Below are 12,972 nucleotides of genomic sequence, written 5' to 3' on the forward strand. Positions count from 1 at the left end.
CTAATCATTACCTTGTCCACAATATTTACATTTTCCACCACTCAAACCTTTATGTATGGATCAATTTGTCATTAAAAGAAATGGTGAATATGCCCCTTTTGAGGCTTTTAAAATTGAAGATGCCCTGAAAATGGGTTTTCAAAGTGTGCAGGTTTCTTACGATCCCGGTATTTTCCTAAATGTTTTGAACAAACTTGAGCAACAGACAACCTGGTCGGTGGAGGACATTCAGGATATCATTGAAAAACAATTGTTTGAAGCCGGTTATTTTGAAGTGATGCGTTCTTTTATGCTATATCGGCATACCAGAAAAATGCAAAGGGAACATATAGCTGGACTCAATGAAGACACTACCTATGTGGACAGTACGCAGACCATAGAAGAATACATCATGGAAACAGATTGGCGCATCAATGCCAATGCCAATACCTCTTATTCCAATGCCGGTCTGGTCAATAATGTAGCAGGTAAAATAATTGCTAATTACTGGCTGGACAAAGTTTATAGCAAAGAAGAAGGTTATGCCCACCGTAATGGTGATATTCATATTCATGACCTTGACTGCTTGACCGGTTACTGTGCAGGATGGTCACTGAGGGTGCTTCTCAATGAAGGATTCAATGGTATAAGGGGAAGAGTGGAAAGTCGTCCACCCTCGCATTTCAGGGAAGCGCTTGGACAGATGGCCAATTTCCTGGGTATTCTCCAAAGCGAATGGGCAGGCGCACAGGCTTTCAGTTCTTTTGACACCTACTTGGCACCCTATGTATTCAAGGATAACCTAAGCCAAAAAGATGTAGAAAAGGCCATCCGTTCATTTGTCTACAACCTAAATGTTCCAGCAAGGTGGGGGCAATCTCCATTTACCAATATTACATTAGATTGGACAGTACCTGAGGATCTGAAAGACCAAATTCCCACTAAAAATGACCTTCACTTGTTCAAAGGCCTGCAAGACCCTGAATTATTGATCAGAATCATTGGCAGAGGTATACAGCATTTGGAAGAAATGACATACAAGCATTTTCAAAAGGAAATGAACATGATCAATAAGGCATATTATAAAGTCATGACAGAGGGAGATGCTTCAGGACAACCCTTTACTTTCCCTATACCGACTGTGAATATAACAGAGGATTTTGACTGGTATGGAGAAAACACTGACCTCCTTTTCGAAAATACCGCAAAAATCGGTTCCTCATATTTCCAAAATTTCATCGGAAGCCAATATACCTATGATGACAATGGCAATAAGGTGGAAAATCCGGAGGCTTACAAGCCTAATGCTGTCCGTAGTATGTGCTGTCGATTACAATTGGATTTGAGGGAACTCCTTAAAAGAGGAAATGGGCTGTTTGGTTCTGCGGAAATGACAGGAAGCATTGGAGTTGTAACCATCAACATGGCCAGATTGGGATACATTTACAAGGGGAACAAATTGGGGCTTTATGACAGACTGGATAGCCTAATGGCCATTGCGAAATCCACTCTGGAGAAAAAAAGGAAATTTATCCAAGAAATGTACGACCGGGGTCTGTATCCTTACACGAAAAGATACCTTCCTCATTTTAGAAACCACTTTTCTACCATTGGCGTCAATGGGATGAATGAAATGATCCTCAATTTCACTGATGAAAAACAGGATATAACCGGAGATTTTGGACAGCAGTTTGCTATCGAAATCCTTGAATACATCCGGACCAGAATGAAAGAATTCCAAGAAGAAACGGGTAACCTTTACAATCTTGAAGCGACTCCTGCAGAAGGCACTACCTACCGATTTGCAAAAGAAGACAGGAAGCGATTCAAGGATATCATACAGGCCGGAATAGAAGAAAACATTTATTACACCAACAGCTCCCAAATTCCAGTGGACTTTACAGATGATCCATTTGAGGCTTTGATGCTTCAAGATGAGTTGCAATGTAAGTATACAGGAGGCACTGTTCTGCATTTGTATATGCGGGAGAAACTATCCACACCGGAAGCCTGCCGGAACCTGGTCAGAAAAGTGCTTTCCAATTTTAAGTTGCCTTACATTACAGTAACACCTGTATTCAGCATTTGTCCAATCCATGGATATCTCAATGGTGAACATGAATTTTGCCCAAAATGTGATGAAATACTATTAGATCAATTTAACCATAAAACCTCTTAAACATGCAAACAAGTCAAAAAACTACTGAAAGAACCCAAAGTCAAAGCTGGCTTGAATCTAACACAGCCAAAAGAACAAAATGTCTGGTCTATACCCGGGTAATGGGTTATCACAGGCCAGTTGAAAGTTTTAATATCGGAAAAAAAGGTGAACACAAACAAAGAGAACATTTCAAAGAAGGAAAAGGAAGTTGCTGCTAAACCAATTTACAGCATTACTCCCTTTACCTTATTGGACTATCCTGATCATACAGCCTGCATCCTTTGGTTTGCAGGCTGTAATATGCGATGTGGATACTGTTACAATCCGGAAATTGTACAAGGCAAAGGAAAGGTCAGTTATGAAGAAGTACTTGAGTTCCTTCGGAATAGAAAGAACTTATTGGACGCTGTTGTTTTTAGCGGTGGTGAATGCACATTGCACCAGGACATTCCCTGGATGGCCCATCAAATTCATGAATTGGGCATGAAAGTCAAAATTGACACCAATGGCAGCAGACCTCATGTCCTTGAAAATTTAATTGACCAAAAGTTAGTAGATTATGTAGCCTTGGATTTCAAAGCTCTACCTGGTGCATACCAAAAAATTACTGCCTCAAAATTATTTGATGAGTTTGTCGAAACTCTTGACTTACTTTTATACAGCAAGATCCGCTTTGAAGTCAGAACGACCCTTCATAGTACGCTTATCAGCAAGGAAGAACTTTTTAATATGGCCCAATTCCTACATGAAAAAGGCTATAAGGGCAACTATTACCTACAGCATTTTGTATGTGAAAAGGGAAGTATTTCCCAGCTTCCGGAAAGTTCAAAAACATTTTACCCTCAAAAGATGATCAATTTTCCGGTAAATACTATTTGGAGAAATTAAAAAAGGTGAAGTCATAAACCTCACCCTTTCCTAACCGAAAACACATCATCTACATACACATTTCAGAAACCATGATAGTAGGTTCTGTTATTACCATAGATTTGATTGATTGGGTGATCAAACAAGCCTTTTCTGATTTTTCAAGAACTTTCCTGGCTTTTTCGAAGGACTCTTCCGTACAGATAGTCAATTCGGGTTTAAGGATAATTTCAGACATCATCCACTTACCCGTTGCCCTCGATAGTCTTCCAATTGCACGACAGGAAAAATGCTCATACTTAAGTTTGAAATTTTCTGCCACTGCCAAAAAAGTGGTCATAAAGCAACTGTTCACAGATGCAGTGAACAGGTGTTCAGGTGACCAGATTCCATGTACGCCTTGCGGAAATTCCGGTGGAGTAGCACATAAAATAGTTTCATCTATGCCAGGGGCACTCATTTGTCCTACTCTTCCACTTTGCCAGTGGACATTGACTTCATAGTTATAAGCTTCAAACATAATTGATATTACCATATTAGTTTTAAATTAATTCCTCCTCCCCAACTTCCAATTGAGGTTCCTCTATGAGCATTGCTGAAGAAGGCTTTAAATACTTGACACTTTTTATCACGAACCATGTTAAAGGAAACAATCCACCTACACAGAATACCGCACCTCCTATGATCCTTAACCATGTCATAGTCTGAAATGGGACACTTTGGATAAATTCCTGGGACCGAGCATACCAATATCCATTTTCCATTACAGCTATAAGCTGATGTACACCTGCTGGAAATAGATCCAATGTCACCATCAATAAAAGCCCGATATTAATTGACCAAAATGCTACCTTGACCAAAGAGGTATTCCAACCCTCCGGCCTGATCAAAAACCTTAAACAGAAAAGAATTGCAGCAATGGAAAGATTCCCATACACTCCCATCAGAGCGGCATGTCCATGGTTGACGGTGAGGTAGGTGCCATGCTCATAATAATTGGCGATTGGTAAGTTGATGATCAAACCAAATACCCCTGCCCCGAAGAAATTCCAAAAGGTAACTCCAATGATAAAAAGAAAAACTCCCGGCATGGCAAAAAGGGATGAACGCTGTCTCCCCTGCTGCTTGGAAGATAAAAGGTGGGGCATACGTTGCATCCTCCATGCTTCTAAAGTCAACAAAATCAATGGAACGACCTGCAAAGTAGAAAAGACACTGCCCAATGCCAAAGTCCCTACAGGTTTAGCATTCCAATAGAAATTATGTGAAATTCCAAGTAGTCCAGACCCCAAAAAAAGCAAGGCTGCAATATAGACCACTTTTACAACTGCCTGCCTATTGACCAAACCCATCATCACCATCATATAGCCGACAATGATGGTGGTAAACACCTCAAAAAAAGCTTCCACCCACATATGGACCACCATCCATCTCCAGAAATCAGCTATCACAAAATTGGTCTCGGGACGTGCTACAAAACCTGAAAGGAGTAGCAGTAAAATACAAACTATGGAATACATCAACCAATTGGGCAAACCCCATGGCATCCCCGGTCGAAATGTATTCTTTACCCCTCTGTAAACAATGATTGCCCACAAAGCGAAAATCGAAAGCAGAAAATACTGGTAAAGTCGGCCCAATTCCACAAACTCCCATCCTTGATGACCCAGCCATCGGGAATACTCTCCCAACATTCCCATGGGGCCTAAAAAAATCCCTATAAATGACCCCGCTACCATTACAAAGAAAATCCCAAACAGCAGATTGATCAAAAACAGTTGACCCTTAGGCTCTTTTTTGGCCAATAAAGGGAGAACGAAAAAAGATATCCCTACCCAACAGGCAGAAATCCAATACAATGACAATTGAACGTGCCAGCTCCTGGAAATGGTAACAGGCAAGATTTTCTGAATATCCCATCCAAAAAATTCGGTGAAGCCGACAAAGTCATGCACAGTGAGTACACCTGCCAATACCTGAACCAAGAAGAGTAGTACCGCTACATAAAAAAACTTGAAGGTAGCCCTTTGGGTCGGTGTGGGCCTGTATTGTTGTAACTTTTCTTCGGTAACCATTTCTGAGGCACCTTTGGAATAATACGCTTCACTTAATTGCTCGAATTGTCCATAATAATATAAGACCAAACCTAAACCCAGTACCAAACCCAATAAACCAATTATACTCCAGATCAAGGTAGATGGCGTGGCCACATTTCCGGCATATTCATCATATGGCCAATTGTGGGTATAACTGTATTTTTCACCGGGACGTTCAACACTGCAAACCCAGGATCCCCAAAAAAAGAAGGCACTTAAATCCCTTATTTCTTGAGGATCAGAAATATATCCTGTAGGTTTAAAAGCCTCATGAAAATCAGGATTAAGGAACATATCCTGATAAAAAGTCTCCAAATCCCGTATGGCTTCTACTTGAGCATTGGAAATCTTTACCTGATTCTTGTTTAGATCATAGGTGTTAACTTTAATTTCTTTTTGGACTTTCCTCAATATCCCCTCCGATTCAAACTCACTGTTACTTCCATTTTCATTTAAACTTTGTTTATAAAACTGAAACATGGATTTGGCCCTTTCATTCAGTGCCTGTGCAGTAAAATCCGGTCCACGTAAGGCGCCGTCCCCAAACATACTGCCATACTCCATCAAAGCATAACGATGGAAAATCTCCTGACCTCTTAAAATTTGGGCTTGATTGATGATTTCAACATCATTTTCATCTACATAATGGGGAATGGGCGGGGCTTCCTCATACGTCTGGTAGGCAATAAACAAAAGTCCCACTAAACTAATAACAAAAATGACCATAAATGGCAGCCACCAGTTTTTTTGCTTCATGAGGTAATTGAGAAATTTAGTGTCAGGTTTCATGTGTAAAGGGTTTAGTGCTCGATTTATTTCATATTTAAGAGTATTAATTCTTAATTAATTGTAAATTTTTTTCAATCATATAATCGTACTTCTTCTGCAACTATTTTTTCTCCCAATTGGGCAAGGCTTGTGTTTAAGAGATGTGACTTTATTTCTGATCTGATTCCTTTCCAAAAATTATGGACAGGACAGGGTTTTTCCACTCCACAACCAGGAAAGCCCAAAAGACAATTGTCAAAGTAATCATCTCCTTCTAATGCCAATACAATATCTACCAATTTAATTTGATCTGCAGGCTTAGCCAATGCAATGCCACCTGCTGGGCCTCTATAAGAATGCAAAATCCCTTTGTTGGTTAATTCCCTGAATATTTTGGTTAAGAAATGAAAAGATAGGTTCAATTCTTTGGCAATTTCTCCAATACTCACAAACTGTCCAGTACCCGGATGACTTACCACATACAGAAGTGCCCTTATACCATATTTGCTCGTTTGGGATAGTACTTTCATTCTTCTTAATTAAGACATTCAACTCTGAAATTAAGTTATTTTTTTTGTTTCAATCAAATTTTAACCTTAAAGTTTTTAAACCCAAAAACCTACAACCAGTACGATCAGTAATCCAATCAATACTGTCGCAAATTTCCAGAAGAAATGTGCCTTTCTTAAATCCATGAACGCAAATGCGACCAGAAGAAATTTTACAGCAGCTATACCCATCACCATACTGGTCAGATAATTTCCAATTTCAAGATTGAAAACATCAAGTAATGCCATTACCAGTGTAAGCCCAATCAATATAAAGAGTATGCTTAAATTCTTCTTTTCCATATTAGAATATAAGGTATAAGGAGGGGAATAAGAAAAGCCAAATCAAATCACACATATGCCAAAATGCAGCGCCAGATTCCAAATCTGCCCCCTGAACAGATGAGGGATTTGTTTTAAGATGCCACCAGCTGAAAGATAAAATAACAAGACCCACCAAAACATGTGCAAGATGGAAACCTGTCATTAACCAATAAAAGGTGAAAAACATATTATCTTCCAACTCTAGATTGCCGGTCAATTTTTCAACATATTCGTAGCATTTAAGTCCAACGAAAAGCATGCCGCCCAATATTGTCCACTTCAGGTATTTCCGGGTAGCAATAATATCACCTGATTTATGCTTGACAATTGTATTGGCCATAAAATACCCACTGATCAATAAGACCATGGTATTCACAGTGCCTATAAAAGAATTTAATTGAAGTCTTGATTGGTGAAATACTTCGGGTTCAATTCTTCCATAATACACCAAACCGGCGATACCCAATCCAAAGGTTATCAACTCCAAGATGATAATTAACCATAACAAAATCCCTCCAGGTGGATAAAAGATATCCCTATGATCGATTGCTTGAACTTTTACTTCCATTCCAACAATCTTTTCTCTCCTTGAATATGCCTGATTTCTGTGATGTCCTGTGACATTTCTACGACACCTTTGTAGTTTTTTCCGGAGTCCCTGACAGCGAAATAACGGATATAAATTAACCTTCCTTTGTAATTGATCCAAAACGAGGCTTCGTTTTGTGTTCCTTTCCTGAATTCTTCAAGAATCATCAATACAGTATGTACACTCTTTGGCGGGTGACAAAACTTTACCTCCCGGCCTATTATTCCTGCACTTCTGGGAAATGTCCTTTCCTCTCCTCTGTTGTAAAAAATAACTTTGTCATTTTCATCCACATATGTGATATCCAAAGGCATAGTCTTTAGCAAGAGGTTAACCTGTTCAATGGTCATATACCCTTCATCGTAATGCTGACTTTCAGCTTTGGTAAAGCTTAAATCTCTTTGGTGAAAATCTTCCGAGGGATGGACATAACCATAATCAGGGTAATCGGAAGGTTTTTTATCCAGCATCCACCCTATTTCATCTTCTCCTTTGCGCATCAAATGCCAATCCTCCTCTTTCAACATTTGCAGGGAGTTTGGAAAAAGAACACTTTCTTCCACCAGCATCAAGCGCCTGATATTATTGGCCAAATGATGGAAGTTTTCATTGACGCCCCTATAATCATGGGTTTCCACTTTTTCTCTTACAAATTTGAAAATGTTCCGGATGGTATCATGAAAAGACCACATGTTTTGAGAAGGACCGTTCCATCCTGCCTTTTCTAAAAAAGGAAATAGCTGGTTCTCTTTCCGCTCAAAACGTCTTTCTATATTGTTAAGTTTATTGAAAAGGTTATAGAAAACCTGGTAATTACTAGCTATATCGCATTTTTCCAGTTCATCAATTAATTGATGGATCAAGGCTGTTTCTTGTAGGTAATTATGAATTGGATGACCTTTTGGTAGGTCAATTTCTTGTTCGTAAGGGTTCATTTTACTGGTGTTTTATCCTTTCATACAATTTGACCAAAGAGCTCAGCAGCTCTACTGGAGTGGTCAAGATCTGGTAATGGTTTTGACCAAACATCTGTGGTAAGTAGTATTTGGCCTGTGCTTCAATTGCCAGTGCATAGGAATGTATCTGCCTTTCATTCAGTTCACGAAGTGCCTGTTTGATATCCTGGATACCGTATTTTCCTTCATACCGGTCATAATCATTGGGCTTACCGTCTGAAATCAGTATTACCCATTTGTTTTTGGTTTTCCTCTTATCCAACCTTGCTCCCGCATGCCTAAGCGCTGCCCCAATCCGGGTATAGCCCTGAGGTTCCACAGCACCTATTTTTTGCTTTCCTTCTTGCCAGCTCTCATCAAATTCCTTGAGCGTCAAATAGGTGGAGTAATTTCTGGTTTTGGAAAAGAAACCGTCAATGGAAAAGTCAATCTTAAACTCATTCAAAATCTCCCCAAATAGAATAGAAACCTCTTTTTCAACATCAATCACTCGGTTATTTGCAGCATAACCATCACTGGATAGGCTTACATCAAGCAGTAAGAGGATGGACAGGTCCTTCTCTTTTTTCTTTGTAGATAAGTAGATATTTTCAGAAGGGGTTTTTCTTGCATGTACATCTACATACAAGTCTGTAAGCGCATCAATATCAAATTCATTACCCTGGCTCTGCCGGCGTTGTTGCTGCATTTTATTATTGACAGAAGTAAGCATCTTCCTCAATCCCAATAATGTTCCGGCGTTTTTTGAAATCGTATTTTGATAATAGGCTAAATCAGATTTCAGCTGACTCTTGGGATAAACCTTACAAAATCTGGTCTTATAGGTTTTTTTATGAAAGTCCCATTCATCGTAGCATAGATGAAAACCTTTATCATCCCGCTCTGCACTTTCAGAAACAGTGGTATTTTCCACAAACTCTGCCTGGTAGACAGAATGAGCAGGATCATCTACCCTTACAGTAAATTTCATGCTCAGTTCATCCAATGCATCATGATGCTCTTCTAACTCATCTTTCCCATCAAAATCCCTCCACACACCATTGGCTTCTTCTGCTGTCTCTACCTTTTCAAAATTGTGCAGCAATACATAATCCTCCTGCTGCTTTTTATCTATGGTAAGATTTTTGACTTCCTCCACAGCTCTAGCCTGTATTGTAGTTGTCGGGTTTTCATCTTTTCCCTTTTTGCTACGGTCATCAAAATTGTGGAGCTCATCTTCTGAACCGAAAGAAGCATCATTATACATCCATTTTCCATAAAGCAAGCTCAAATCTGCTTGTTCTCCTGCTCTGACTTTGGATTGGAAATGGTTTTTTAGTTTTTCATGTAACTGCCCTGCAATTCTAAAATCATGGTTCAACTTATCCAGGACAGCAGGAGCGGTCTGTGCTGCCATCTGACGGGAAAGGACAATGTCATCGGTCTCCTTTGTCCAATTGTAGCCTAAGTCCTGCTGGGTACTGAGATATAAGGTTCTGAAAAAGTAGAAATAGAGATTTTCTTCCCAAGTGGGGAGTTCTGAAAATGATCTGGGTAAGAAGAAATTATTGTTTTTAAATCCTCCTTCCGCTTCTGCTGGATATATATCGATGGGTTTACCTGTAATTGCCCTGGCCAAATAAGTCAATCTTGGCCTTATATTTTCCAAATCCACCTTTTGGTGCATCTCCTGCTCAGCCTTAAGCCTGCTTTTTTTGAAATAGCGCACCAATTTCCCATATACCCATTCATCTAAATCCAATCCCATTTTACTGTTCTTTTTTTGATTCAACATTGATTCAGGAAGAGGATTGCTCCATCATTCCCTTTGAACTGCATGGCAAAACCTGAAATTATTATGTACCTATCGGTAGACTAAACCCTGTTCATATCAATTACTTCCCAGGTAAATTTCAGGCTTAACTTTGTCTTCAATTTCAATTAAATCATAAGGTCTATTAGGTCTTTCAATGACTCTCTTGCCTGCTCATCATCACTTAAGGGTTCAACTATGGCTACATGGCAGGACAATCGCTTCGGTAATCCAGAGTGGATCAATTTAGCGGCATCGACCAACAACCTTGTGGATACGGTCTCTGAAAGTCCCAATTCAATTAAATTCCTTATTTTCCCACCGATACTGACCAATTTTTTGGCAATATCCTTGTCTACCCCTGTTTCATTGACCAAAATTTCAGTTTCAATTTTTGCTTCGGGATATGCGAAGTTCAAAGCCACAAAACGTTGCCTTGTTGAAGGTTTCAATTCTTTGAATCCTCTTTGGTAACCGGGATTAAAAGAGGCTATCAGCATAAAGTTTTCATTGGCTTTTACAGTCTCCCCCAACTTATCAATAAACAGTTCCCTCCTATGGTCGGTGAGTGAGTGAATAGCTACAATGACATCGGGCCTCGCTTCCGCCACTTCATCCAGATAGAGTATTGCACCTTCTCGTACAGCTGTGGTCAATGGGCCGTCTACCCAAACAGTTTCGGCTCCTTTAATAATATATCTGCCTATCAGATCAGTAGAAGAAGTTTCTTCATGGCAGGAGACTGTGATTAACTTTTGACCTGTGGTATGGGCCATGTATTCCACAAACCTGGATTTACCAGTTCCGGTAGGTCCTTTGAGCAATAATGGAATACGGTTTCGGAAGGCATGTAAGAAAACATCCGATTCCTGATATGTCTGATGATAATAAGGTGCTTCGGTAACCATGATTTTAATTTTTTATTTGTAAAGTCAGGTTGCCAAACTTGGCAACCCGACTACAATCAGGGATCGGCAAACCTGATAAGGAAACAAACCGTCAACCGATATTAAATATTAGCAGATTGGTGAGTTGCAAATCAACTAACCAAAACTGTTTCATCTTTCTTGGTTAAAGCTTCATCTGAAGGTTTACCATATTTAATAAATTCATAAATGTAGAGTATGATACCTGTTGTAAATAGAGTAGCACAGAGTAACATGACTACAAAGTGGATTTTTGCTTCTTCTTGAGCAATCATAAAGTCCATACCTAGTCTTCTCTCGAGATAAACCTGAACAACGCCTGCAACACCAAGAGCCACGACCATTCCAAGCATGCCGATATTGGATAGCCAGAATGCCAGGTGACCATTGGTATTATCATGGCGCTTTCTTCCTGTGATATTGGGTAAGGAATAACTGATAATGGCCAATACGATCATGGCATAGGCGCCCCAGAAGGCATAGTGCCCGTGCATGGCAGTAACCAGGGTACCGTGGGTAAAGATGTTTGTCTGAGGAAGTGTATGTGCAAAACCCAATAGGCCGGCACCGATAAAGGATACGATAGAAGCTCCAATTGTCCAGAACAAAGCAATCTTGTTGGGATGTGATTTTTCCCCTTTGCGGTACATATAGACAGCAAACAGGGCCATAGCCAAAAATGCAAGCGGCTCAAGCGCGGAGAAAACACCACCTACTACCAACCAGATCTTGTTGACACCAATGTAGTAATAGTGGTGACCTGTACCAAGAATGCCGGAAAGGAAAGTCAGACCTACAATTACATACAACCATTTTTCGATGACCTCCCTATCCACTCCAGTGAGTTTGATAAGTAAGAAAGCGAGGATACCGCCCATGATCAATTCCCATACACCCTCAACCCAAAGGTGAACTACCCACCAACGGAAAAATGAATCTGTAACCTGGGAATCGAACCAGATCATTCCCGGCAGGTAAAGCAAGGCTGCAAACACCAATCCCATGGTCAATACCAGTGCAGTCGTAGTCTGCCTCTTTCCTTTGAACAAGGTGGCCAGGATGATTCCGAGAAAAAGCAACACGTTTATAACCACGAGATAATCCAGTTCACGTGGAATTTCAAGGAATTTCCTGCCTTCCCATATATTGAAATGATAACCGGTAATCGCTAAGACACCCACCACAGCCAAAGAAATCAATTGCACATAAGCAAGCTTTACACTGACAAGCTCGCGTTGGGCCTCTTCAGGAATAATATAATATGCTGCCCCCATAAATCCAGTGAGCAACCATACAACCAATAAATTTGTGTGCACTGCCCTGGCAGTGTTAAAAGGAATCCAATCATGTAGGCCATCCATGCCTATTCGGGCAAATCCCATGATAAACCCATATATAATTTGCAAGGCAAATAGCAGCATACACAAAGCAAAAAACCAGTAGGCTACCTGTTGTGATTTAAATTTCATAGTATCAGTCTTTTAATTTGTCTTTAGCCAAAGGTGAAACAACTCTATCGAAGCCGTTGAGGTCAATTTCACCTATCCATTTAAGGTACTCAATGACCGCATCGGCATCTTCATTACTCATTTCATAGGCAACCATTTTCCTTCCATTTGGAGCCCATGGCACAGGTGACTGGAGGATGGCTTTGATCAAAGGAGCTCCTCTCCTATCGATCACTTTGGTAAGTTCCGGTGCATAATATCCACCTTCACCCAAAATGGTGTGGCAGCCCATGCAATTATTGGTTTCCCAAAGGTGCTTCCCCTTAATTACCTGTTCGGTGATGTTGAGGTGGTTGGACTGATCATTGCTCGGGGCCATTGAGTAGACTGTCAGTCCGATAAATATCAGAAAGGTCACCACCGTACCACCGAGAAAGAACGTCCTTGCTTGTGATTTTGATAGCATATTGAATTGGGTTAAGGTTAAATTATCAAAGATTAAAAGACCTTTTTATCTT

13 protein-coding genes are annotated in these 12,972 nt (G+C 40.1%); 3 read left to right on the forward strand and 10 right to left on the reverse strand.

Going from position 1 to position 12,972, the window contains the following annotated elements:
* The first annotated feature begins 55 nt into the window (after nucleotides 1–55).
* The 3 genes from CLV48_RS03510 to CLV48_RS03520 are packed head-to-tail and all read left to right on the forward strand — an operon-like array spanning nucleotide 56 to nucleotide 3,028.
* Nucleotides 56–2,158 (forward strand): ribonucleoside triphosphate reductase, encoded by a 2,103-nt coding sequence (locus CLV48_RS03510; protein WP_106565817.1) that lies wholly within the window; start codon nucleotides 56–58, stop codon nucleotides 2,156–2,158.
* 2 nt (nucleotides 2,159–2,160) lie between these two features.
* A complete protein-coding gene (gene nrdD / locus CLV48_RS20860) occupies nucleotides 2,161–2,358 on the forward strand; it encodes an anaerobic ribonucleoside-triphosphate reductase (protein ID WP_106565818.1) in 198 nt (65 codons plus the stop codon).
* Entirely contained in the window at nucleotides 2,306–3,028 is a 723-nt protein-coding gene (locus CLV48_RS03520) for an anaerobic ribonucleoside-triphosphate reductase activating protein (RefSeq protein WP_106565819.1), read from the forward strand. The genes nrdD and CLV48_RS03520 overlap by 53 nt, the downstream gene beginning before the upstream one ends.
* Before the next feature lie 49 nt (nucleotides 3,029–3,077).
* Here CLV48_RS03520 and CLV48_RS03525 read toward each other — a convergent pair whose 3' ends face one another.
* The 10 genes from CLV48_RS03525 to CLV48_RS03570 all read right to left on the reverse strand — a co-directional run bounded on the left by CLV48_RS03525 (nucleotide 3,078) and on the right by CLV48_RS03570 (nucleotide 12,920).
* Nucleotides 3,078–3,542, reverse strand: a complete 465-nt coding sequence (locus CLV48_RS03525) for an OsmC family protein (RefSeq protein WP_245889470.1) — start codon at nucleotides 3,540–3,542, stop codon at nucleotides 3,078–3,080.
* A gap of 7 nt (nucleotides 3,543–3,549) precedes the next feature.
* On the reverse strand, nucleotides 3,550–5,892 hold the full coding sequence (locus tag CLV48_RS03530) for a nitric-oxide reductase large subunit (protein ID WP_106565821.1): 2,343 nt from the start codon (nucleotides 5,890–5,892) through the stop codon (nucleotides 3,550–3,552).
* Nucleotides 5,893–5,963: 71 nt separating this feature from the next.
* Nucleotides 5,964–6,401: an RrF2 family transcriptional regulator gene (locus tag CLV48_RS03535; protein ID WP_106565822.1), complete on the reverse strand. Its 438-nt coding sequence runs from the start codon at nucleotides 6,399–6,401 to the stop codon at nucleotides 5,964–5,966.
* 75 nt (nucleotides 6,402–6,476) lie between these two features.
* A complete protein-coding gene (locus CLV48_RS03540; RefSeq protein WP_106565823.1) occupies nucleotides 6,477–6,722 on the reverse strand; it encodes a hypothetical protein in 246 nt (81 codons plus the stop codon).
* 1 nt (nucleotide 6,723) lies between these two features.
* Nucleotides 6,724–7,311, reverse strand: a complete 588-nt coding sequence (locus tag CLV48_RS03545; RefSeq protein WP_106565824.1) for a cytochrome c oxidase subunit 3 — start codon at nucleotides 7,309–7,311, stop codon at nucleotides 6,724–6,726.
* Nucleotides 7,302–8,267, reverse strand: coding sequence for a DUF438 domain-containing protein (locus CLV48_RS03550; RefSeq protein WP_106565825.1), 966 nt, complete (start codon nucleotides 8,265–8,267; stop codon nucleotides 7,302–7,304). Before CLV48_RS03550 ends, CLV48_RS03545 begins: the two co-directional genes overlap by 10 nt.
* Nucleotide 8,268: 1 nt before the next feature.
* Nucleotides 8,269–10,035, reverse strand: a complete 1,767-nt coding sequence (locus tag CLV48_RS03555) for a nitric oxide reductase activation protein NorD (protein ID WP_106566125.1) — start codon at nucleotides 10,033–10,035, stop codon at nucleotides 8,269–8,271.
* 173 nt (nucleotides 10,036–10,208) lie between these two features.
* On the reverse strand, nucleotides 10,209–10,988 hold the full coding sequence (locus tag CLV48_RS03560; RefSeq protein ID WP_106565826.1) for a CbbQ/NirQ/NorQ/GpvN family protein: 780 nt from the start codon (nucleotides 10,986–10,988) through the stop codon (nucleotides 10,209–10,211).
* A 131-nt stretch (nucleotides 10,989–11,119) separates the two neighbouring features.
* The gene (locus CLV48_RS03565) at nucleotides 11,120–12,475 is read right to left on the reverse strand and encodes a cbb3-type cytochrome c oxidase subunit I (RefSeq protein WP_106565827.1); all 1,356 of its coding nucleotides are present in this window, start codon (nucleotides 12,473–12,475) and stop codon (nucleotides 11,120–11,122) included.
* 4 nt (nucleotides 12,476–12,479) lie between these two features.
* Entirely contained in the window at nucleotides 12,480–12,920 is a 441-nt protein-coding gene (locus CLV48_RS03570) for a c-type cytochrome (protein ID WP_106565828.1), read from the reverse strand.
* Nucleotides 12,921–12,972: the final 52 nt, after the last annotated feature.

The organism is Cecembia rubra (assembly GCF_003014575.1).
Taxonomy (GTDB): Bacteria; Bacteroidota; Bacteroidia; order Cytophagales; family Cyclobacteriaceae; genus Cecembia_A; species Cecembia_A rubra.